The 22,617-nt window shown below is 66.9% G+C and carries 19 protein-coding genes and 1 pseudogene; 16 read left to right on the plus strand and 4 right to left on the minus strand.

Annotation, left to right across the window (positions count from 1 at the left end; all coding sequences use genetic code 11):
- The first annotated feature begins 169 nt into the window (after window positions 1-169).
- Both P2869_RS22945 and P2869_RS22950 read left to right on the plus strand, forming a co-directional pair.
- Window positions 170-649: a molybdopterin-dependent oxidoreductase gene (locus tag P2869_RS22945; RefSeq protein ID WP_277599830.1), complete on the plus strand. Its 480-nt coding sequence runs from the start codon at window positions 170-172 to the stop codon at window positions 647-649.
- Window positions 649-2,517: an ATP-binding protein gene (locus P2869_RS22950; RefSeq protein WP_277599832.1), complete on the plus strand. Its 1,869-nt coding sequence runs from the start codon at window positions 649-651 to the stop codon at window positions 2,515-2,517. The genes P2869_RS22945 and P2869_RS22950 overlap by 1 nt, the downstream gene beginning before the upstream one ends.
- Window positions 2,518-2,553: 36 nt before the next feature.
- Here the strand turns inward: P2869_RS22950 and P2869_RS22955 are convergent, their stop codons facing one another.
- Entirely contained in the window at window positions 2,554-3,408 is an 855-nt protein-coding gene (locus P2869_RS22955) for a helix-turn-helix domain-containing protein (RefSeq protein WP_017773675.1), read from the minus strand.
- A 467-nt stretch (window positions 3,409-3,875) separates the two neighbouring features.
- Between P2869_RS22955 and P2869_RS22960 the strand changes: the two genes are divergently transcribed.
- The 7 genes from P2869_RS22960 (at window position 3,876) to lhpI (ending at window position 10,771) form a co-directional block, all read left to right on the plus strand.
- Window positions 3,876-4,538 (plus strand): response regulator, encoded by a 663-nt coding sequence (locus P2869_RS22960; RefSeq protein WP_199543679.1) that lies wholly within the window; start codon window positions 3,876-3,878, stop codon window positions 4,536-4,538.
- Window positions 4,535-5,896, plus strand: coding sequence for an ATP-binding protein (locus P2869_RS22965; protein WP_017773677.1), 1,362 nt, complete (start codon window positions 4,535-4,537; stop codon window positions 5,894-5,896). Before P2869_RS22960 ends, P2869_RS22965 begins: the two co-directional genes overlap by 4 nt.
- A gap of 226 nt (window positions 5,897-6,122) precedes the next feature.
- Window positions 6,123-6,470 (plus strand): DUF4148 domain-containing protein, encoded by a 348-nt coding sequence (locus P2869_RS22970; RefSeq protein ID WP_277599666.1) that lies wholly within the window; start codon window positions 6,123-6,125, stop codon window positions 6,468-6,470.
- 160 nt (window positions 6,471-6,630) lie between these two features.
- Entirely contained in the window at window positions 6,631-7,971 is a 1,341-nt protein-coding gene (locus tag P2869_RS22975) for an FAD-binding oxidoreductase (protein ID WP_277599667.1), read from the plus strand.
- A gap of 72 nt (window positions 7,972-8,043) precedes the next feature.
- Window positions 8,044-8,667, plus strand: a complete 624-nt coding sequence (locus P2869_RS22980; RefSeq protein ID WP_017773680.1) for a uracil-DNA glycosylase family protein — start codon at window positions 8,044-8,046, stop codon at window positions 8,665-8,667.
- An 83-nt stretch (window positions 8,668-8,750) separates the two neighbouring features.
- On the plus strand, window positions 8,751-9,422 hold the full coding sequence (locus P2869_RS22985) for a C39 family peptidase (RefSeq protein WP_277599668.1): 672 nt from the start codon (window positions 8,751-8,753) through the stop codon (window positions 9,420-9,422).
- A 395-nt stretch (window positions 9,423-9,817) separates the two neighbouring features.
- Window positions 9,818-10,771, plus strand: a complete 954-nt coding sequence (gene lhpI, locus P2869_RS22990) for a bifunctional Delta(1)-pyrroline-2-carboxylate/Delta(1)-piperideine-2-carboxylate reductase (RefSeq protein WP_277599669.1) — start codon at window positions 9,818-9,820, stop codon at window positions 10,769-10,771.
- A gap of 232 nt (window positions 10,772-11,003) precedes the next feature.
- On the opposite strand, the gene P2869_RS22995 is transcribed toward lhpI, so the two are convergent.
- Window positions 11,004-12,083, minus strand: a complete 1,080-nt coding sequence (locus P2869_RS22995) for a GlxA family transcriptional regulator (RefSeq protein WP_017773685.1) — start codon at window positions 12,081-12,083, stop codon at window positions 11,004-11,006.
- A gap of 373 nt (window positions 12,084-12,456) precedes the next feature.
- Here P2869_RS22995 and P2869_RS23000 point away from each other — a divergent pair, with 373 nt between their 5' ends.
- The 7 genes and pseudogenes from P2869_RS23000 to P2869_RS23030 form a co-directional block, all read left to right on the plus strand.
- Window positions 12,457-13,869, plus strand: coding sequence for an L-serine ammonia-lyase (locus P2869_RS23000; protein WP_277599670.1), 1,413 nt, complete (start codon window positions 12,457-12,459; stop codon window positions 13,867-13,869).
- 14 nt (window positions 13,870-13,883) lie between these two features.
- Window positions 13,884-15,128, plus strand: a complete 1,245-nt coding sequence (locus P2869_RS23005) for a sarcosine oxidase subunit beta family protein (protein WP_126877517.1) — start codon at window positions 13,884-13,886, stop codon at window positions 15,126-15,128.
- A 30-nt stretch (window positions 15,129-15,158) separates the two neighbouring features.
- Window positions 15,159-15,503: a sarcosine oxidase subunit delta gene (locus P2869_RS23010; RefSeq protein ID WP_277599671.1), complete on the plus strand. Its 345-nt coding sequence runs from the start codon at window positions 15,159-15,161 to the stop codon at window positions 15,501-15,503.
- Window positions 15,500-18,499 carry a sarcosine oxidase subunit alpha family protein gene (locus tag P2869_RS23015; RefSeq protein WP_277599672.1) on the plus strand — a complete coding sequence of 1,000 codons (3,000 nt, stop codon included), beginning with the start codon at window positions 15,500-15,502 and terminating at the stop codon, window positions 18,497-18,499. Before P2869_RS23010 ends, P2869_RS23015 begins: the two co-directional genes overlap by 4 nt.
- Window positions 18,489-19,148, plus strand: coding sequence for a sarcosine oxidase subunit gamma (locus P2869_RS23020; RefSeq protein WP_277599673.1), 660 nt, complete (start codon window positions 18,489-18,491; stop codon window positions 19,146-19,148). Before P2869_RS23015 ends, P2869_RS23020 begins: the two co-directional genes overlap by 11 nt.
- The gene (locus P2869_RS23025; RefSeq protein WP_277599674.1) at window positions 19,145-19,693 is read left to right on the plus strand and encodes a dihydroneopterin aldolase; all 549 of its coding nucleotides are present in this window, start codon (window positions 19,145-19,147) and stop codon (window positions 19,691-19,693) included. The genes P2869_RS23020 and P2869_RS23025 overlap by 4 nt, the downstream gene beginning before the upstream one ends.
- 24 nt (window positions 19,694-19,717) lie before the next feature.
- A pseudogene (locus P2869_RS23030) lies at window positions 19,718-19,969 on the plus strand (hypothetical protein); the annotation flags it as partial.
- Between the two features lie 47 nt (window positions 19,970-20,016).
- Here P2869_RS23030 and P2869_RS23035 read toward each other — a convergent pair.
- Both P2869_RS23035 and P2869_RS23040 read right to left on the minus strand, forming a co-directional pair.
- Complete coding sequence (locus tag P2869_RS23035; protein WP_277599675.1) at window positions 20,017-20,985, minus strand: LysR family transcriptional regulator; 969 nt, start codon at window positions 20,983-20,985, stop codon at window positions 20,017-20,019.
- A gap of 342 nt (window positions 20,986-21,327) precedes the next feature.
- Window positions 21,328-22,380 (minus strand): NAD(P)-dependent alcohol dehydrogenase, encoded by a 1,053-nt coding sequence (locus tag P2869_RS23040; RefSeq protein WP_199543663.1) that lies wholly within the window; start codon window positions 22,378-22,380, stop codon window positions 21,328-21,330.
- Between the last annotated feature and the right edge of the window lie 237 nt (window positions 22,381-22,617).

A 22,617-nucleotide genomic window follows, 5' to 3' on the forward strand; every position in this document is an offset into this window, starting at 1 on the left:
AATTTGACGATATTATGCATGGGCCTGCGTGAACACGCTCCCCGGCTCAAGGGCGGCGCGGCAAACGCAGCGCCAGATCAAAGCGGACGAATAACGGGGCATGAAAGAAATGCACGAAGACCAGGCTTCGGCCTCGCGTACGGCGGGGCGGTCGCGCAGGCTAGGGGGAATGCGGGCCGCGCTCGTGTGCGCGGCATCGTTGATCGCTTCGCACGCGCTTGCGGCCACGCTGTCGCTCGACGTGAAAGGCAAGATCGCCAACACGAACGACGCAACGCACACCGTCTATCACTTCAGCGAAGCGCAACTGCTCGCGCTGCCCGTGCATGCCATCACGACGTCCACCACCTGGACACCGCGCTCCACGTTCACGGGCCCGTTGCTTTCCGACGTGCTGAAGACGGTGGGCGCGAATGGCACGCAACTCGAAATCCATACCTTCGACGACTACACCTGCGTCGTGCCCATGGCCGATGCCGGTCGCTACGGCGTCGTGCTCGCCTACAGCATGAACGGGCAGCGCCTGAAGATGAGCGACTTCGGGCCGCTTTTTCTGATCTATCCGCGCGACACGTTCCCATCGGAACTGGGCGGGCCTGGCGGCGATTCGAAGTTCGCGTGGCAGATCAAGTCGATCGTCGTCAAGTGATGCGCCGTCCGTTACGCCGCTTCGTTCTCGTCCTCGTGTGGCTCGTGGCGATTGCGCCACCGGTCGCGGCGGTGGGCTATCTGCTGTACGCGAACCTGATCGATTCGCGCGCCACGCAGCGCATCACGGGCGCTTACGACGGCTATTACTGGGACGCCGCGCAGTTGCAGATCGCCTACGCCCGGCTGGAGAACCAGCTGCTGCAATACCGCTTCGGCGCCAATCGCGATTACGCGAAGCTGCAACTGCGTTACGCGGTGCTGCAGTCGAAGCTGCATGTGCTGGCCGGGTCTACGCGGAACCTCGCGTCGCAGCCGGACTTGCAGCGGCGCCAGCAAGCGGAGCTTGCGGCGCTCGATGCGCTCGTGGCCGAAATCGATCCGCAAATCGCGGCGCTCGAAGCCAATCCCGACCTCGCCGGCCAGGTTTTCGCGGCGCTGCACAGCCATTGGAACACCGTCAACGAACTTGCGCTCAGCCGGCGCTTTGCCGACGTGGAAGACCGCGAGGCAATGAGCCGCGACTTTCTTGCGAAGCGCCGCATGCTGTTTGCCGCAGGTGTCGGTTTGCTGCTGCTTTCGGCGGCGGCCACCGCGTTGCTCGTGTTCAACGGGTTCCGGCGCACGCGGCTCATCAACCAGCAAAAGGCGTTGCTCGCCGCCGAGCACGACGCAAGCCGTGCGGCGCGCGAGGCGAGCCTCGCGAAAGACGCGTTTCTCGGCATGATCAGCCACGAATTGCGTACGCCGCTGCACGCCATCGTGTCGTCGATCGAACTGCTTGGGCTCACGCCGCATTCGGAGGCGGACGGCAAGGTGATCCGCCGGCTTGAAATCGCGGCGCGGCAGCTCGAAACGCAGATGAAGGACCTGACCGACTACGCGCGGCTCGGCGCCGGCAAGCTGGAGTTGCGCGACGAGGAGTTCGATCCGCGCGAACTGCTCGCATCCATTGCCGATCAGCATGAAGCTGCCGCGCGTGCGAAAGGACTTGTGTTCGAGCGCGCGGCGCGTGCCGAGCGCGGCGGCGGGCGTGTGGTGTCGGACCCGCATCGCATCCGCCAGATTGCGAACAACCTCGTCACCAACGCGATCCGCTACACGGAGCGCGGCTCGGTTCATCTCGAGTTCGTGATGTTGCCGGACCTGCTCTCCATCGTGGTCCGTGATACGGGGCCTGGTGTGCCGCACGCGCAGATTCCACAGATTTTCAGGGAGTTCACGCAGCTTGACGCCTCGCGCTCGCGGCGCTTCGAAGGCGCGGGCATGGGGCTCGCCATCGTGAAGGGGCTGGTGGATCTGTTCGGCGGCACGATCGAGACCGACAGCCGCCTGGGCGAGGGCACGACCTTCACGGTGACCGTGCCGGTGCGGTCCGTGCCGGGCAACCCCGCCGCGCATGCCGCGACGGATGCGCGCAGCGCCGCGCCGCCGCAGGTGCTGGTAGTGGACGACAACCCGCTCGTACGCGAATCGCTCTGCGAGATGGTGGCGCACATGGGTTACAGCGTGCACGCGGCGGCCGATGTCGAAGAAGCCCTGGCCTGGCTCGACAGCCAGCGCTGCGACGTGATGCTGCTCGATCTGCACATGCCTGGCCGGGACGGCTATTCGCTGATGGCCGATCTCGACATGCGCGTCGGCACGGGCGCTTACCCGGGCGGCCTGCCGCGCGTGATTGCCGTGAGCGCGTACATGTCCGACCTCGACGCGCGCGGCCCTGACGGCGGTGGGCAGACGTTCCCGGCAGCGTTCTTCGACAGCCTCACCAAGCCCGTTCATTACGACGTACTGCGGGCCGCGCTTCAGCGGGCGCTGGCCGCTGGCCGCTCGCGGCCGCGCTCCGGTCTGACCGAAGCGCAGCGCTGAACCAGACGCGCAGAAGGCCCAGTCTCAGCCCCAGCCTCAGCCGCGATTGAGCCGCTTCGAGAGGTCCGCCGCGATGATCGCCATGCGCGCGGGCTTCTCGTGGCAGGCCACGTCGTAGGCGCGAATGATTTCGCCGATCTCCGATTCGCTCGCCTTGCCCGTCAGCAGTTCGCCCGTGAGCACCAGGATCGGCGCGTCGGGGTTTTCGGAGGCGCGCACCGCGCGAATCGCCTCGGCGGACGTCTGCGTGCCGAACAGCCAGTCGATCACCACGCCGTCGAAGACCTGGCTTTGCAGCGCCTCGGAAAACGCCGTGAGGCCGTACAGCGCGAGCGCCGCAAAGCCGTTGTGTTCGAGGTAATCGCGCAGGTTGTCCGCGGAGGTGCGGTCGTCGTCCACCACAGCGATGAGCGGCCGGTCGTTCTCGGGCCGGCGCGGGTAGATCTCGATCTTGTGAACCTCGTGCGCGTTCTGATAGAGCGCGCCGTCGTGGCGCACCACGCGCCACTGGCCCTGCTTCGAGTACGCGATGAATTCGGGCCGGCTGCCGGGCTCGATGGGCGCGCCCACCCACGCCGTACAAGGCATTTCGATGGCGGCCACCGCGAACACGGCCTCGTGGGCGACCGCGCCCACCATGCCGGGGTCGAGCGACTGCGCGCCGAACAACTGCGCCGCCGGCTCGCCGAATGCCTCGGCGACTTTCTTGATTTGCGAAAGCGTCCAGGGACTATTGCCGCGCAGCTTGCGGTGCCCCTGCGAAAAACTCAGATCGAGAATGCGGCACAACTCGGTGGTTTGATGGCGCTTGCCGATGCCATGGCGGCTCATCAGTTCGCGCACACGTTCCGCGACCGCAAGCGAGTCGGGTGATTGTGAAACGTTGGCCATACTGCGTGGATGTCCGTCGATTGAGGTTATATCGGGGTGATGGACGTCATGCGGCTCAAGGGCGCCTGTCTCGGCAGCGCCCGCCCCGCGAGCCGACCGGCTACGCAGTACGAAGCAGCGATTACGCGAAGGTGCGGCGCGCCCAGCAGGCGGCGTGCCGTCTTCACGTGCCGGCGCGCGTACCCCCGTGTTAAACGGCGCCGGATCGGGCGTTATTCTAAACGCATAAATTGCAAAAAACGTGTAATGAAGTGTTTCGAGGCATGGAATTTTTCGCTGATGGAATCGCATGCTGCACGAAGCGTGCATTTTTACGAAGTAACCGATTAACTGGGCAGGCATTTAATCCTCTGATGAAATAGCGTGCCCGGAGTTCGGGCATTTAAGCAATTCATCAGGAAGCGTTAAGCTGCGGCTCGCCACAATGGGCGTTTGGTGGTCCGCAGCGCAAAGGGAGGGGGAAGGGAATGCGGCTTTTGCTGGTCGAAGACGACGACATGATTGCCGAGCCGGTGCTGGAAGCGATGCGCCGGGCGGGCTACGCCATCGACTGGGCGCAGGACGGCCGCGCGGCCGAGCTGTCGCTCGGCAACGGCGTCTATGATCTGGTACTGCTCGATCTGGGGCTGCCGAAGAAGGACGGCATCGACGTGCTGCGCGGCTACCGCAATCACGGGGGCGCGGCGCCCGTCATCATCCTCACCGCGCGCGACGCCGTGGACGACCGCATTCGCGGCCTCGACGCCGGTGCCGACGACTATCTCATCAAGCCGTTCGATCTCGACGAACTGGCCGCCCGCGTGCGCGCGCTGCTGAGGCGCCGCACGGGGCAGAAGCAGCCCGTGTACACGCATGGCGAACTCGCGCTCGATCCCGCCTCGCACGAGGCGACGAGGAACGGCGAACCCGTGGCCCTCGTGCCGCGTGAATTTGCGCTGCTGCAGGTGCTGATCGAAGAGCCTTCGCGCGTGTTCACGCGCGCGGAACTGGAAGAGAAACTTTATGGATGGGGCGAGGAAGTGGGCAGCAATACGATCGAAGTGCACGTGCACAGCTTGCGCCGCAAGATCGGCGCCGATCAGATCGTGACCGTGCGTGGCGTGGGCTACCGGCTGAAGCGCTGCGAATGAGGTCCATCCGTCGCTGGCTGCTGGGCTGGCTCATCTTCGGTCTTGCCGTCGCGGCGCTCGCCGCGGGCGCCGGCATCTTCCATAGCGCGAAGCACGAGGCCAGCGAGCTTTTCGACTACGAACTTCGCGTGGTGGCGATCTCGCTGCCGTCGAATCTCGCTGCCGGTAGCACAAACCGTAGCGGCGGCCCCGCGTTCGGCAATATCGGCGACGAACGCATCGTGATCGGCATCTGGGACGCTGCGGGCCAGCTCGTCTACCGCTCGTCGTCCGCGCCGGCGCTCGCGCGCTATCCCGAAGGGCTGAGAACCGTCGAGCACGCCGAGCACCACTGGCGTGTGTTCGGCGTGCAGCAGCCGGGGCGTTTCGTGCAGGTCGCGCAGCCCATCGACGTGCGCGAAGACCTCGCCTTGCGGCTCGCGTTGCGCACGCTCTGGCCGCTCGGCGTGCTGATCCCGCCCACCATTGCGCTCGTGCTGTTTGCAGTAGCACGCGGACTCGCGCCCATCGGCCGACTCTCGCGCGCGCTCGCCACGCGTTCCATCGATTCGCTTCAACCGCTGCAACTCGACGGGCGCGACGTGCCGGTCGAGATCCGGCCGCTCGTGGAAGCGGTCAACGACCTGCTGCACCGGCTCAACGTGGCCTTGCAGGCGCAGCGCACCTTCGTCGCAGACGCCGCCCACGAACTTCGCTCGCCGCTCACGGCGCTCAAGCTGCAGCTTCAGGGCGCCGTGCGCGACGGCACGCTGAAGGGTGACGCGGCCACCATCGAACGCGTGGAAGGGCGGCTCAATCGCATCATCCATCTCGTGCATCAACTGCTCACGCTCGCGCGCGAAGATGCCCAACAGCCGGCGCCGATGAAGGCCGTGAGCTTGAGGCGACTCTGCGAGCAGACGGTGGGCGACTTCTCGCTGCTTGCCGAAGTGAAGTCGATCGATCTGGGGCTCGTCGTGTCGCGCAACGGCGCCGCCGCAGACGACGATGCCTGCATGGCGCTGGCCGAGCCGAATTCGCTCGGGGTGCTGCTCTCCAATCTCGTGGATAACGCAATCCGCTACACGCCCCCAGGCGGGCGAGTCGACGTGATGTTGACGCGCGACGGCGGCAAGCTGACGCTGGAAGTGGCCGATACCGGTCCCGGCATTCCCGAGAGCGAGCGCGGCCGCGTGCTGGACCGCTTCTATCGCGGCGAGCATGCCATGGGGCAGGGCAGCGGACTGGGCCTTGCCATCGTGTCGCGCATTGCGGGCCGTCATCACGCAACGCTCTCGCTTGGCAATGTTTCGCCGCAAGGCGGACTGTCGGTCAAATTGAGCGGCCTGCGGGCGGTCGAACCGGTCACGACGACCTGACCCTGTGCCGGTGTGGCGCCGGGGGGCCACCTGAGTGTCCACCTCGGTGTCCACCTCAGTGTCCACATCCGGCAACACATAGCTCCTCGTTTTTTTGGCGTTCTTTTTGGTGTGCCAGGGCTAAGGCTCCGTTAAGGTGTACTGGCTATTCTGACCTTGTGCATCGTGAGGCATCTTCGCCCGGATCGGCCGGGCGGAAACACGAAGCAGGTACAAGGAGAGCACCATGAAGACCTTTATTTCAACGCTGGCTGTCGCCGTCGCGCTTATTGCTCCGGTCGCGTCCTTCGCTCAGACCGGCACTACCGGCACTACCGGCACTACTGGCCCGCTCATGCGCAGCGACGTGAAGGCACAGATTGCCCAGGCCGAACAGAACGGCACGCTGCATCAGGACAAGACGAAGTACCCCGCGTACAACGCGGCGAATGGCCCCGCGGCCAACATGGCATCGGCTCAGACGTCGAATGAAACAACGGGCTATGGCTCGGGTGTGTCGAGCGTGTCCCAGTCTGGGCAGCCTGGCGTACTGCCGCACTACGTCGTTCCGCATTCGCTCTTCGAGCATCATTGATCGGCGGGCCGCGAGGGCGGCGAAGGTGACATGCACGGCGGCATAGAAGGCTCGACGTAGTGCCGCGAGAGGGACTCTGCGCATTTGCCATGCGGCGACGGGCCTGCGAAGATGCACGGTCCGACCGCAAGACGTTGCGCTTATTCGTCCCCCTTCGCCCATGACGACCACCTACCCGCTGCACGCCAACCTCTCGCCTTCCAACGAACCGTTTCCCACTCACGCCGACGTCGTCATCGCTGGCGCGGGCATCATGGGCTGCGCCGCTGCGTACTATCTCGCGCGGCGCGGGCTCAAGGCCGTGGTGCTCGACAAGTCGCGCATCGCAGGCCAACAGTCCACGCGCGCGTGGGGCTTCGTGCGTCAACAGGGCCGCGAGGCAGCCGAGGTGCCGCTCATGATGGCGGGCATCCGCCTCTGGGAACAGCTGGAAGCGGAACTCGGCTTCGACCTCGAGTGGCGCCAGGGCGGCTGCCTCTATGTCGCGGGCAATGACGAAGACTGGGCCTCGTTCCAGCAATGGACGGAGGTCGCGCGCCAGTACGGACTCGACACGCGCGTGCTCTCGCGCAAAGAGATTGACCGCTATGTGAGCGGGATGCACGGCCCCGCACACGGCGGCCTCTACACGCCGACCGACGGCCAGGCCGAGCCGCGTCGCGCGGCGCCCGCGTTCGCCGCACGCGCGGTGGAAGCGGGCGCGCGGTTCATCGAAGGCTGCGGCGTGGTGGCCGTGGAGCGCGAGGCGGGCGCCGTCGCTGGCGTGGTGACGGAGCGCGGCACGATCCGTACGCGCCATTTCGTTTGCGCGGCCGGCGCGACGAGCTGGCGCCTGCTTGCCACGCTCGGCCTGGAACTCCCGCAGCAAGCCGTGCGCGGTACCTGCATGCGAACCAACGCACTGCCCGCCGTGACGGCGTCCACGTTCTGGGGTCACGGCCTCGGCATCCGTCAGCGCGCCAACGGCGCCATCAATCTGGCCGACGACATGCAGGTGGACGTCGACATCACGCTCGGCCATCTGCGTGCGCTCAAATGGTTTTTGCCGGAGCTTTGGGCGCGGCACGAGGCATTTCGTTTTCACCTGAACGGCGCGTTCGCACGCGATCTCTACGAGCGTTTGCCCGGCGTGGTGAAGGCGGGCGAGCGCGTGATCCATCCGCGCGATCCGCAGCCGCAGCCGAATGCGCGGCACGCGCCGCGTGCGCTCGCGAAGCTGCGCGCGTTGTTCCCCGCGCTGGCCGGCGCGCAGGTGGTTGAGGCATGGGCCGGTTTGATCGATGTGCTGCCCGACGGCATTCCCGTCATCGACGCGCCACCGCAAACGCCCGGCCTCGTCATCGCCACGGGCTTTTGTGGACACGGTTTCGCGATGGGGCCCATCGTGGGGCGGCTGGTGGCCGAATGGATTAGCGACGGTCAGCCTTCCCTCGATCTCTCGGCGTTCCGGCTGCAGCGCTTCTTCGACGGCACGATGCAACGGCCGCGGAGCATGCTGTAATGCCGGGGGCGCCTTGCCATCCGCCGGCGTGGCGTTCACCGTTGCGTCCGTCCCGCCTGACCCCATGACGCCATGACCGCGAAGAAGCAGTCCCCGCCGTCCCGCTCGCTCGATACGTTGCTGCGCGAGATCCGCGCGTGCACGATCTGCGCGCCTGTGCTGCCGCACGCGCCGCGTCCGGTGCTGGCTGCGGCGGCCGAGGCGCGCATCCTGTTGATCGGCCAGGCGCCCGGCGCGCGCGTGCATGCGTCCGGCGTGCCCTGGAGCGACGCAAGCGGCACGCGTCTGCGCGCCTGGCTCGGTGTGGACGACGCCACGTTCTACGACGCCACGAAGTTCGCGATCGTGCCCATGGGTTTCTGCTTTCCGGGGCGGGGCGCGAGCGGCGATCTGCCGCCGCGTCCCGAATGCGCCGCGCGCTGGCACGACGCGCTGCTCGCCCAATTGCGCGACGTGAAGCTGACCTTGCTCGTCGGTCAGTACGCGCAGCGTTTCGGTCTGGGCGACGCCTTCGGCCCCACGCTCACGGACACGCTGCTACGCTGGCGCGAGTTCGGCCCGCAGGTGATGCCGCTGCCGCATCCGTCGCCGCGCAACGTCGCGTGGTTCAAGCGCAATCCGTGGTTCGACGCGGAGGTGCTGCCCACGTTGCGCGAGCGCGTGGCCGCGGCGCTTGGGCGTGTGGATGGGCGTTGAGGGGCTTTGAAGGACTTTGATGGGAGTGGAGGGCGTTGCTGCGAGCGCCTGCCTTGCCCTCCTCGAGATTCGAGACAAACGACATGAACAAGAACGTCTATCGCCATGTGCGCGTGCCGTACTACGCGCAGTGGGGCAGCCCCGAGTGGGTGCGGGCGATCGTCGAAGACGGCGCCGACCCCTGCGCCGATCCCGCCTGGACGCGCAGCGGCTTTACCGACCCCGAGCGCTACCGCTTCTGGGCCAAACGCCTGTGCGGGCTCACGTGCCTGGAATCGCTGCTCGACTATTGGGCCATCGCGCATGGTTCGCGTGCGCATCTGCTCGACGAAGCACTGCGTCACGACGTCTACCGTCTGCGCGACGACGGTGGCGTCGACGGGCTGATCTATCGACCCTTCGGCACGTGGGCGGAGCGCGCATTCGGCCTGCGCGTGGAGGTGCTGGGCACCGTGACGCTGGCGGATCTGGCGGCGCGCATCGACGAGAACACGCTTGCCATCGCCTCGGTCAGCCCGGAGATTCGCTACCCGGAGCGGCCCAACGCAAGGCAGGGTGGGCATCTCGTGCTGCTGCACGGGCGCGATGCGCAGGGCGTGTGGTTCCACAACCCGTCGGGCGTGGCGCCGCATCAGGCCGACGCGTATTTGCGGTTCGACCAGATGACGCGTTTCTTTGCCGGGCGAGGGATGACGGTTGCGCGGCCGGCGAGGTGCGGCCGGCTGAGATTTGATTGGCTGAGGCATCCCGGCTGAATCAAGCCGTGTTATTCGAAACGCCGGTTTCGATTGCCCGATATCCCGGGGATCGGCAATCCGAAACCGGCGCGCATTCCGGCGTGTCGCCTGACATCGACTTCAATGCCGCCTTCAGCGGCCCCTCTGACGCTCCCCCATCTCTCATCCCACCCGCAAAATGCGCTGCCCGACATGCCCGACATCAACACAGGCAGCATCCGCATCACCACGCACGTTGGTTTCCCTCATCGCCGCACGCTGCGGTCGAAACTGCCGGCCGTCGCCCTGACAGGTTGATGCAGGCCCCAAGCTGGTCTACATTCCGGGCCAGTACAGAACAAGGGCAGGCGAAGTGCCGCCTGGCGCCGCTGCCTTACTGTCACATAGACGACCACATGAACCAGGAAACCACCATGACCGCCAGTCACACGCCACCGGCTTTCGATGCGGCCGAGACCGCCCGGCGCCTGCCTTACGCGGCTCTCGTCGAGGCGATCCAGATTGCCGCCGTCGACTACGCGCACGGGCGCATCGCGAGCCCCGAGCGTCTCGTCGTGCCGCTCAACAGCGGCGGCGTGATGCTCTCCATGCCGGCCACGGCGCCGGACATCGCGATTCACAAGCTCGTCAACGTGTGTCCCGGCAACCGCGCGCGCGGCTGGCCGACCATTCACGGCCAGGTGACGGCGTGCGATGCGGACAGCGGTGTGCCGCTCTTCATGCTCGACGGTCCCACGGTGACGGGGCGCCGCACGGCGGCGGTCTCGATGCTGGGCATCCGGCTCTTTGCCCGCGCCGCGCCGCGCGACGTGCTCGTGATCGGCACGGGCACGCAGGCGCTCAATCACGTGGAGGCGATCGGCGAACTCTTTCCCGCGGCGAAGGTGCGCGTGCAGGGCAGTTCGCCGGCACGCGCCGTGGCGTTCTGCGAGGCCCATTCGGCCCATGCGGCCCGTGTGCCGGGCGGCCTCGTGCCGCTCCTGGAGGCGGGCGTGCCCGAGTCGGTGGACCTCGTGATAACGGCGACCACGAGCAAGACGGCCGTCTACGACGAAGCACCGCTCGCCGCGCGGCTTGTGATCGGCGTGGGGGCCTTCACCGCCGACGCCGTCGAGATCGGCGCGCGTACCGTGCTGGGCAGCGTGCGTTACGTGGACGACCTCGCCGGCGCCGCGCACGAGGCGGGCGACTATATCCAGGCGGGCGTGGACTGGACGAGCGTGTCGAGTCTTGCCGACGCGATCCAGTCGGCCGGTGCGTCAGGCGCATGTGCCGTCGTGCAGGGCGGGCAGCCGGTCATGCTCAAGAGCGTCGGCTGTGCCGCATGGGACCTGGCGGCGTGCCGCGTGGCGCGATCCATGATCTGAGGCGGCAGGTAGGCGGCGAGTAGGCGACAAATCGTGCGCTCGTCTTGAAGCCAGTCGGGCTGGTTGCGGTACGCCGCAGTCCGAATGTGGTCTGAAACGTGGCTAGAAGCGTGATCCGAAACGCGGTCCAAAGCGCGGTCGTGGCGAGAAGCGCAGTCCGAAGCGCGGTCCGAAAACGTGGCGGAAAACGTCGCCGAAAACGCAGCCCCACCGCCCGCTCGGTCAACAACGATCAATAAACGTCGACTCGCCCCGGAAACGTCTCGTCGAGCGCTGCGGCGCCCGCGTCCGGCGTGCCCGCGCGCTGCTCGCGAAACGCGACGGGCGGCACGCCAAACTGCTTGCGAAACTCGCGCCCTAGGTGCGAGGCATCGGAAAAGCCGCAGCTCGATGCGATGTCGGCCACGGTACGGTCCGAACTCGTGAGCAGCCAGGCCGCGGTGCGCAGGCGCACCTGCTTGGCGAACGCCTGCGGGCTGCGTCCCGTTTCCGCCTTGAAGAGCCGCTCCAACTGGCGCGGCGAGAGGTCGAGCTTGCACGCCAGCTCTTCGAGCGGCAGCGTGCGGCCCACGTGCTGTTCCATCACGAGGATGGCACGCTTCACCTTCGGGTGCGTGGCGGGCGCGAGTCCCGGTGGATGCGGCTGCGGCGCGTTGCCCTTCTGCATCTCGCCCACGAGCAGGATGCGCAGCGCCTTTTGCACCGTGGCGTGCTCGAAGTGGCGCAGCAGAATGGCGGCGGCCACGTCGATGGAGGCGCGGCCGCCCGAGCAGGTGATGCGTCGCCGGTCGATCACGAACAGGCGGTCCGCGACGAGGCTATCCGCGTTCACCGCCGGAAAGCGCTCCACGAAGTCCCAGTAGTGGAACCAGCTCACGCAGATGCGATGGTCCTCCAGCACGCCCGCGCGCATCAGCGCGAACACGCCCGTGCAGATGCCCACGAGCGTCGCGTTCGCGCGTGCCGCGCTGCGGATGAACTGCAGCGTTTCCTCGTTGGCCTGCGGCCCCGAATGGAGCAGGCCGCCCACCACCACGAGGTAGTCGAACGGTTCGGCCTCGGCGAAGGTCTGCCATGGCGTGATCTGGATGCCGCAGCTTGCACGCACGGGCGCGAGCGTGTCGCCCACCACGCTCCACGAGCAGCGCACCGGCTTGCTGTAGTCGCCTTCGTCGGCGGAAAGCCGCAGCATGTCCACGAAACCGGAGAACGCCGTCAGCGTGAAGTTCGGCAGCAGCACGATGGCAAAGCGGATGCGTTCCTTCGGTGCGCTGTCGACGGAGTAGAGCGGAAGCGGTTCAGCGGTGTTCATGGTCGGCTGCGCAGGTAGGGGCAGGCGGTTCGGCACCCAGGTTTGCGTGGGCACGAACGCTTGCAGGCGTTGTCTCGGCAGACGGCATGGTGCGGCGCACGAGCGAGGCGGGGTTCGCGACTGAACCGACCCTAGCGTCGCCCATCCCCACGCGCCCGGCTTGCGTTTTTCCGTCGCCAATCTTCGCAGAAGCGAACGGAGCCCCCGTCTTGCGGGGCCGCTGGCGGTGGCGTCCCATTTCCATGCCGTTTTTGTTCTATCGCCGGATTTTACGCTTTGGTGTACTGGCGGCACGCTGGTGAACCGCACGCGAAGTCCGTATAAAACGCTGCGGCACCGGCATCCCACCCACCCGAACGGAAGCCCGCGCACCATGAACGTCAGCGTCTTCGATCTGTTCAAGATCGGCATCGGCCCGTCCAGCTCGCACACGGTCGGCCCGATGATCGCCGCGTGCCGCTTTGCCTCGCACATCGAGGACGCGAACCTGCTCGCCTTCGTGCGCCGCGTGAAGGTGGAGCTCTATGGTTCGCTCGGCGCCACCGGCAAAGGGCACGGCACCGACAAGGCTGTGCTGCTCGGCCTCGAAGGGCATCTGCCCGAATCGATCGACCCCGACATGATCGAGCCGCGTCTCGCGCAGATTCGCGGCGACCGCGCGCTCGCGCTGCTCGGCAAGCAGACTGTGCGCTTCGACGAGAAGGAGCACATCGCGTTCTACCGGCGCCTGATGGGCGGCACGGGTGTCGTCCATCCCAACGGCATGCGCTTTCAGGCCTTCGACGAGAACGGCCAGCTGCTCGTGGAGAAAGAGTATTACTCCGTGGGCGGCGGCTTCGTGGTGAACCGCGACGGCGACCGCGTGAACGGCGTGCGTGCGGCCGGCGAGGTGCCGTACCCGTTTCGCACGGGCGAAGACCTGATGCGCGTGTGCCGCGAAAGCGGTCTTTCCGTCGCGCAGGTCGCGTTTCGCAACGAATGCGCGCTGCGCGCGGCGTCGGGCAAGGACGACGCCGACGTGGCCCGCGAAGTGCGCGAGGGCCTCGCGGCCATCTGGCGCACGATGGCGGCCTGCGTGGAGCGCGGCTGCAAGGTGAACGGCGAACTGCCCGGCCCCATGAAGGTGAAGCGGCGTGCCGCCGAACTCTCGGCGCAGTTGCGCGCGCGCTCCGAAGAGTCGCTGCGCGATCCGCTTTCCATGCTCGACTGGGTCAATCTCTACGCGATGGCCGTCAACGAAGAGAACGCCGCGGGCGGGCGCGTCGTCACGGCGCCCACCAACGGCGCGGCCGGCGTGATTCCCGCCGTGCTCCATTACTACGTGAAGTTCGTGCCCGGTTCGAACGAAGCCGGCATCGTTGACTTCCTTCTGACGGCTGCCGCCATCGGCATCATCTACAAGGAAACCGCCTCCATCTCCGGCGCCGAAGTGGGCTGCCAGGGCGAGGTGGGCGTGGCCTGCTCGATGGCCGCCGCCGCGCTTGCCGCGGTGATGGGCGGCACGGCGACCCAGGTGGAGAACGCAGCCGAGATCGGCATGGAACACAACCTCGGCATGACCTGCGACCCGGTGGGCGGGCTCGTGCAGATTCCCTGCATCGAACGCAACGCGATGGGCGCCATCAAGGCGCTCAACGCTTCGCGCATGGCGCTCAAGGGCGATGGCCAGCATTACGTGTCGCTCGACAGCGTGATCAAGACCATGCGCGAAACCGGCGCCGACATGAAGACGAAATACAAGGAGACGTCGCGCGGCGGTTTGGCCGTGAACGTCATCGAGTGCTAACCCGAGAGGCAGAGATGAGCCGCTATTCGATATTCAGCCTGTTCCGCAACGGCCTGTCGTATCACGAGAACTGGGAGCGCCAGTGGCGCAGCCCGGAGCCTAAGCGCGAATACGACGTCGTGATCGTGGGCGGCGGGGGCCACGGCCTCGCCACCGCGTACTACCTTGCGAAGGAGCACGGCGTGCGCAACGTGGCCGTGCTCGAAAAGGGCTGGATAGGCGGCGGCAACACGGCGCGCAACACCACGATCGTGCGTTCCAACTATCTGTGGGACGAGTCCGCGGCGCTCTACGAAAAAGCGATGCAGCTCTGGGAAGGGCTCGCGCAGGACCTCAACTACAACGTGATGTTCAGCCAGCGCGGCGTCATGAACCTCGCGCACACGCTGCAGGACGTGCGCGACACACAGCGCCGCGTGAACGCGAACCGCCTCAACGGCGTGGACGCCGAGTTCCTCACGCCCGCGCAGATCAAGGAAATCGAGCCCACCATCAACCTCAACGCACGCTATCCGGTGCTGGGCGCATCCATCCAGCGGCGCGGCGGCGTGGCGCGGCACGACGCGGTGGCCTGGGGCTTCGCGCGCGGCGCGGACCAGGCCGGCGTGGACATCATCCAGAACTGCCAGGTCACGGGCATTCGCCGCGAGGGCGGCGCCGTCGTCGGCGTGGACACGGTGAAGGGCTTCATCAAGGCGAAGAAGGTCGCGGTGGTGGCGGCGGGCAATACGACGACGCTTGCGGACATGGCCGGCGTGCGGCTGCCGCTGGAAAGCCATCCGTTGCAGGCGCTCGTCTCCGAGCCCATCAAGCCCGTGGTCAACACGGTGGTGATGTCGAACGCGGTGCACGCGTACATCAGCCAGTCCGACAAGGGCGACCTCGTGATCGGCGCCGGTATCGACCAGTACTCGGGCTTCGGCCAGCGCGGCAGCTATCAGGTGATCGAAGGCACGCTGGAGGCCATCGTGGAGATGTTCCCGGTGTTCTCGCGCGTGCGCATGAACCGGCAGTGGGGCGGCATCGTGGACGTGTCGCCGGACGCCTGCCCCATCATCAGCAAGACCGACGTGAAGGGCCTCTACTTCAACTGCGGCTGGGGCACGGGCGGCTTCAAGGCGACGCCGGGCTCGGGCTGGGTGTTCGCCCATACCATCGCGCGCGACGAGCCGCATCCGCTCAACGCGCCGTTCGCGCTGGACCGCTTCTACACGGGCCATCTGATCGACGAGCACGGCGCTGCCGCTGTCGCTCACTAAACAAGCCACCGCTTCTGACGGGAGAAACCCATGCTGCTGATCGAATGCCCGTGGTGCGGACCGCGCGCCGAAAGCGAATTCCACTGCGGCGGCGAAGCCGATATCGCGCGCCCAGCCGAACCTGAAAAACTGTCCGACCGCGAATGGGGCGACTACGTGTTCATGCGCAAGAACCCGCGCGGCGTGCACCGCGAGCAATGGGTGCATACGCAGGGCTGCCGCCGCTGGTTCATCGCGACGCGCGACACCGTGACGTACCAGTTCCTCGGCTTCGAGAAGTTCGGCAAGCCGGCGGCCTCGGCGTCGGGCGCGAGCGCCGCGCAGAGCGGGGCAAACACGACGGGCAACACCGCAAACGGGGGCAACAGCCAATGAGCCAGAAAGATCGCCTCGGCACGGGCGGGCGCATCAATCGCGCCATTCCGCTCACCTTCACCTTCAACGGCCGCACGTATCAGGGCTACCAGGGCGACACGCTCGCCTCGGCGCTGCTCGCCAACGGCGTGCATTTCGTCGCGCGCAGCTTCAAGTACCACCGGCCGCGCGGCATCGTCACGGCGGGCGTCGAGGAACCGAATGCCGTTGTGCAGCTGGAGCGCGGTGCCTACACGGTGCCCAACGCGCGCGCCACGGAAGTCGAGTTGTATCAGGGGCTCGTGGCCACGAGCGTGAACGCGGAGCCTAGCCTCGAGCACGACCGCCTCGCCGTGAACCAGAAGTTCTCGCGCTTCCTGCCCGCGGGCTTCTACTACAAGACCTTCATGTGGCCGCGCAAATGGTGGCCGAAGTACGAGGAGAAGATTCGCGAAGCCGCGGGTCTGGGCAAGGCGCCCGACACGCCCGACGCCGACCGCTACGACAAGTGCTTTGCGCACTGCGACGTGCTCGTGGTGGGCGGCGGCCCCACGGGCCTGGCGGCTGCTCATGCGGCCGGGAAGGCCGGGGCGCGCGTGATCCTCGTGGACGACCAGCGCGAACTGGGCGGCAGCCTGCTGGCGGGCCGCGTGGAAATCGACGGACGGCCCGCCATGCAGTGGGTCGAGAAAGTGGAAGCCGAACTCGCCCACATGCCCGACGTGAAGATTCTCACGCGCAGCACCGCGTTTGGTTATCAGGACCACAACCTCGTGACGGTGGCGCAGCGCCTGACCGACCACCTGCCGGTCTCGATGCGCAAGGGTTCGCGCGAACTGCTCTGGAAGATCCGCGCGAAGCGCGTGATTCTCGCGACAGGCGCGCACGAGCGGCCCATCGTGTTCGGCAACAACGACCTGCCGGGCGTAATGATGGCGTCGGCGGTATCGGGCTACATCCATCGCTATGGCGTGCTGCCGGGCCGCGAGGCCGTGGTGTTCACCAACAACGACGACGGCTACCAGTGCGCGCTCGACCTCAAGGCGTGCGGCGCGAAGGTGACGGTGGTGGATTCGCGTGCGCAGGGCAACGGCGCGTTGGCGGCGGCGGCGCGCCGTCAGGGCGTGAAGGTGCTCAACCAGGCGGTGGTCACGGCGGCGCACGGCAAGTTCAAGGTGAGTTCGGTACAGGTGGCGTCGTATGCCAACGGCGAGGTCGGCGCTCAACAGACCGACATGCCCTGCGACCTCGTCGCGATGTCGGGCGGCTTCAGCCCGGTGCTGCACCTCTTCGCGCAGTCGGGCGGCAAGGCGCACTGGAGCGACGAGAAGGCGTGCTTCGTGCCGGGCAAGGCCGTGCAGCCGGAATGCAGCGTAGGCGCGGCGGCGGGCGAGTTTCGCTTCGCCAGTGCCCTGCGTCTTGCCGTGGATGCCGGCGTGGAAGCCGCGAAGGCGGCGGGCTTCGAAGCCTCACGTCCGCAGGCGCCGGTTGCGGCCGACGTCGCAAGCCAGCCGCTCGAACCGCTCTGGCTCGTGGGTAGCCGCGAGCAGGCCTCGCGCGGTCCCAAGCAGTTCGTCGATTTCCAGAACGACGTGACCGCGGCCGACATCCTGCTCGCCGCGCGCGAAGGCTTCGAATCTGTGGAGCACGTGAAGCGCTACACGTCGATGGGCTTCGGCACGGACCAGGGCAAGCTCGGCAACATCAACGGCATGGCGATTCTGGCCGGCGCGCTGGGCAAGTCGATTCCCGAAACGGGCACCACCACGTTCCGGCCCAACTACACGCCGGTCACGTTCGGTCTCGTGGCGGGCCGCGAACTGGGCGACCTGCTCGACCCCATCCGCAAGACCTGCATTCACGAGTGGCACGTGGAGCACGGCGCCGCGTTCGAGGACGTGGGCAACTGGAAGCGCCCCTGGTACTACCCGAAGCCCGGCGAAGACCTGCATGCGGCCGTGGCACGCGAGAGCCTCGCGGTGCGCCAGAGCGTGGGCATTCTGGATGCCTCCACGCTCGGCAAGATCGACATTCAGGGTCCCGACGCCGCGAAGCTGCTCAACTGGGTCTACACGAACCCGTGGAGCAAGCTCGAAGTGGGCAAATGCCGCTATGGCCTGATGCTCGACGAGAACGGCATGGTGTTCGACGACGGCGTGACCGTACGCCTTGCTGACCAGCACTACGTCATGACCACGACGACGGGCGGCGCCGCGCGCGTGCTCACGTGGCTCGAACGCTGGCTGCAAACCGAGTGGCCCGACATGAAGGTGCGGCTCGCCTCCGTCACGGACCACTGGGCGACCTTCGCCGTGGTGGGCCCGAAGAGCCGCCAGGTGTTGCAGAAGGTGTGCGGCGACATCGACTTCGCGAACGCCGCGTTCCCGTTCATGACGTACCGCGAAGGCACGGTGGCGGGCGTGGCGGCGCGCGTGATGCGCATCAGCTTCTCGGGCGAACTCGCGTACGAGGTCAACGTGCCCGCGAACCTGGGCCGCTCGGTGTGGGAAGCACTGATGGCCGCGGGCGCCGAGTTCGACATCACGCCGTACGGCACGGAAACCATGCACGTGCTGCGGGCGGAGAAGGGCTACATCATCGTGGGCCAGGACACGGACGGCTCCGTCACGCCGTACGACCTCGGCATGGGCGGGCTCGTGGCGAAGTCGAAAGACTTCCTCGGCAAGCGTTCGCTCACGCGTTCGGACACCGCCAAGGAAGGCCGCAAGCAGTTCGTCGGCCTGCTTTCCGACGACGCGCAGTTCGTGATTCCAGAAGGCAGCCAGATCACGGCGGGACCGGTGCAGGGCGATACGGCGCCGATGCTGGGCCACGTCACGTCGAGCTACTACAGCCCTATCCTGAAGCGCTCCATTGCGCTTGCCGTGATCAAGGGCGGCCTGTCGCGCATGGGCGAGAAGGTCAACATTCCGCTGGCGGACGGCCGGCAGATCGGGGCGAAGATTGCGAGCCCGGTTTTCTACGACACCGAAGGAGCCCGTCAAAATGTGGAATGAGGCACGAAGCAATACCGCGGCTAAAAGTGCGAGCGACGCAGGCGGTGCATCGGGTGCCGCACGCGGGCCGTGGCAGGAATCGCCGCTCGTCGGCGCGGCCGATGTTCTGCGCGCGCAGCACGCCAACGTGCAGAAGAAATTCCGCTTCACGGAGCGGCCGTTCATCGACCTCGTGAACCTGCGCGGCGACGCCGACGACCCTGCATTCGCAAGCGCCGTGGCCAGCGTGCTGGGCTGCCGTCTGCCCACAACGCCCAACACGGTGGCGCAGGGCGAGGGCGCCGAAGTGCTCTGGCTCGGGCCCGACGAATGGCTCGTGCGTTCGCGCGAAGCGCAGGCCGCGGTGCTGGAAAAGCGGCTCGCAGCGGCGCTTGCGGGCCAGTTCGCGTCCGCCGTGGACGTGAGCAGCGGCTACACCGTGATCGAACTGGCGGGCGAGAAGGTGCGCGACGTGATCGCGCGGGGCTGTCCGCTCGACCTGCATCCGCGCCTCTTCGCGCCGGGGCAGTGCGCGCAGAGCCACTACTTCAAGGCGTCCATCGTGCTCGTGCCCACGGCGGCCGATACGTTCGAGGTGATCGTGCGACGCAGCTTCGCCGATTATTTCTGCCGCATCATGCTCGACGCCGCGGCGCCGCTCTTGCTGTGAAGCGCCTGCCGTCCGACTTGTCATCCGACCTGCCGCGCGAGACGGGCCGCGGCTGGCGCGTGTTTATCGACGAACTCGTGGTCGCGGCACACGTTGGCATTCACGCGCACGAGCATGGCAAGCCGCAGCCCGTGGTGATCGACGCGAGCCTCGTCTACGCGGGCGAACCGTGCGAGAGCGAAGCAGCGGCAGGAGCGATGATCGACTACGAGCGTTACTGCGCGCGCGTCGCGCAGTTCCTCGACACGCGGACGCATACGCGTCTGCTCGAAACGCTCGCGCTGGACCTCGCGGAGTTGTCGTTTCGCGAGTGGCCCGCGCTGGCCGCGCTCACGCTCGCGTTGCACAAGCCCAAGATTCGCGAGGGCACGCGGCGCATCGGCGTGGAACTCGACTGGACGCGCGCCGATTACGAGGCGCGGTGTGCGCGGACGGCGATGCGAGCGGGGCAACCGCAGGCGCGCGGCGTGACCGGCGCGGTAGGCGTGCCAGCGGGCGCGTCTGCGCACGTCCCGTGCATCGAACCTGCCGCGGCCGCCGTCTGAACCCCACGCGAGCGGACCCCCGTCATGCCTCGCACGGAAACGTCGCGTCTCGTCAGACTCGCCTGCGAAGCCGGCGACCCCGACGCTGCGCTCGCGCTGCTCGAGCAGAGCATCGCGCTCGGTCATCGGCGCATCGCGTTGATCCGCTATCTGTTGGCGGAGCGCCTTCGGGCGCCGCTCGAAGCGCGCCACCACGATTACGTACGCGACGTGGCCGCGCGCATGAGCGCGAAGGCGCTCGCGCGCGTGGCGGGCGAGGCACGCGCCCGCGCCCAGCGCACGCGCCTGGCTGTTGTCGATGCGAATGCCCCCGCGCCCGACAATCAAGCCGGCTGCAACCCCCGCAGCAGTTGATGCACGTGCGAGAGGTCGCTGTCCATCAGGCTGTCCATCAAGCTGTGACCCTCGAACAGTTCGGCAAGCCAGTCCACGAAGGCGCGCACGCGCGGCGACACGCGCCGGCTCTTCACGAACACCGCCGAAACCGGCATGGGCAGCGGCTTCCATTGCGGCAGCACTTCCACTAGCTGTCCCGTATCGAGGTAAGGCTGCGCCGTGAGCCGCGCAGGCTGGATCAGCCCGTAGCCTTGCAGCCCGCACGTGAGGTACGCCTGCTCGTCGCCCACGCGCACGAAGCCGTTCATCTTCACGGCGGCGGCGGCGCCGTCCACTTCGAAGTCGAGCGCATCCGGACGCGACGCAACGGGCGCGAGGCAATTCACGGCAACGTGCTGCGCGAGGTCGTCGAGGCTGGCCGGCATGCCGTAGCGCCCGACGTAGGCCGGACTCGCGCACGTCACGTGTTCGAGCGCGCCAAGACGGCGTGCCGCAAGCCCCGAGTCCGGCAATTCGCCGAACTGGATGCTGCAGTCCACGGCCTCGCCCACGAGGTCCACGTTGCGCAACGTCACGCCCACGGCCACGTCGAGATTCGGATACCGCGCGTGGAAGTCGGCGAGCGCGGGCAGCACGATCGCATTGGCCACCACGCCCGGCATCTCGACGCGCAGGCGGCCGCTCAGCGCGTCGGTGCTGTTGCGCAGGCTCGCTTCCATTTCGTCGATGTCGGCGAGAATCTGTGCGCAGCGCTCGTAGTAAGCCGCGCCTTCGGCAGTGAGGCTCAGGCGTCGCGTGGTGCGCACGAGCAGTTGCGTGCCGAGCAGCGCTTCGAGGTTCTGCACGATGGTGGTCGCGCTTGCGCGGGGAATCTCGAGCGATTCGGCGGCCTTGGTGAAGCTGTTGGTATCGACGATGCGAATGAAGGTGCGCATCGCCTGAATTCGGTCGAACACGGGCAATCTCCTGTGCGAAAGAGAGTCATCCGGACGAAGCCGGGGGTAAGCAAAACAGCGAAAGACAGCGCGAACCGCCGCGACATACGGGCTTCAGCGGGGCTTCAGCGTGCCGGTCATGCGGTCGGACGCATGGCGGCGCACGTGTGGCGGGCGAGGGGGACTCGCAGCCGGAAGCCTTCTTCTATTCACCCGAGGGCGGTGAATGCGAGCGGTACCGGCTGCGTTGCGAGGCAGGGGCCGGCCGGGAAGATGTAACCCGGCGCGACCCGGCGGGTCAGGGGGAGCGTGATGCCCTTCAGCGCAGCGAAGGGCGGGTAAGTCCTGAAGGTCCTGACCGCGTTACTGCCGCAGCGAGTCGATATCCACCACGAAGCGGTACTTCACGTCGCTCTTCAACATCCGTTCATAGGCATCGTTGATTTTCTGCATCGGAATCAGTTCGATGTCCGACGTGATGCCGTGCTGGCCGCAGAAATCGAGCATTTCCTGCGTTTCGGCGATGCCGCCGATCAGCGAACCGGCCAGACGGCGGCGTTTCATGATGAGCCCGAAGACCTGCGGCGACGGATGATCGTGCTCGGGCGCGCCCACCAGCGTCATCGTGCCGTCGCGCTTGAGCAGCTCGATGAACGGATTGAGGTCGTGCTGCGCGGCCACGGTGTTGAGGATGAAATCGAAGCTGTTCGCGTGCGCCTGCATTTCATCGAGGCTCTTCGAGATCACCACTTCGTGTGCGCCCAGACGCTTCGCGTCCTCCACCTTGGAACGCGAGGTGGTGAAGAGCACCACGTGCGCGCCCATTGCGCGGGCGAGCTTCACGCCCATGTGGCCCAGACCGCCAAGGCCCACGATGCCCACTTTCTTGCCGGGCCCCGCGCCCCACTGGCGCAGCGGCGAGTAGGTGGTGATGCCCGCGCACAGCAGCGGCGCGGTGGCGGCCGGGTCGAGGTTGTCGGGCACGCGCAGCACGAAGGCTTCGTCCACCACGAGGTTGGTCGAGTAGCCGCCGTAGGTGATCTCGCCGCTCACGCGGTCCACGCCGTTATAGGTGCCGACGAAACCGTTCTCGCAATACTGTTCGAGCCCTTCGGCACAGCTCGGGCAGGTGCGGCACGAATCGACGAGACAGCCCACGCCCACGAGGTCGCCTGCCTTGAAACGCGTGACGCCGCGCCCCACGTGGGTGACGCGGCCCACGATTTCGTGGCCCGGCACCACCGGATAGATCGAGTTCTTCCATTCGTTGCGCGCCTGGTGCAGGTCCGAATGGCACACGCCGCAGTACATCACCTCGATCTGCACGTCGAGTTCGCGCAGCGCGCGGCGCTGGAATTCGAACGGTGTGAGAGGGGTGTCGGCGCTGCGTGCTGCGTATGCATAGGTAGTCGGCATGTTCGCTCCTGCAAAAAGGTATGACGTCAGGGTTCACATGCTAGGCATCGGGCCCCACCCAGGGAATACCTGAAGCTACGGAACATTTGCCTGATTCTCCTGGCGGCAAGCGGGACGCCTGGTTTGGTGCTAGATTTCGAGCCTGATTCTCTCGAACCGTCATACATCCGTCATGACTACCGTTCCCTTATATCCGCTTGAGACCTTGCTTGAGGCCTCGCTTGAGACCTCGCCTGA

It is taken from the genome of Paraburkholderia sp. SUR17, assembly GCF_029536165.1.
Lineage (GTDB): Bacteria > Pseudomonadota > Gammaproteobacteria > Burkholderiales > Burkholderiaceae > Paraburkholderia > Paraburkholderia kururiensis.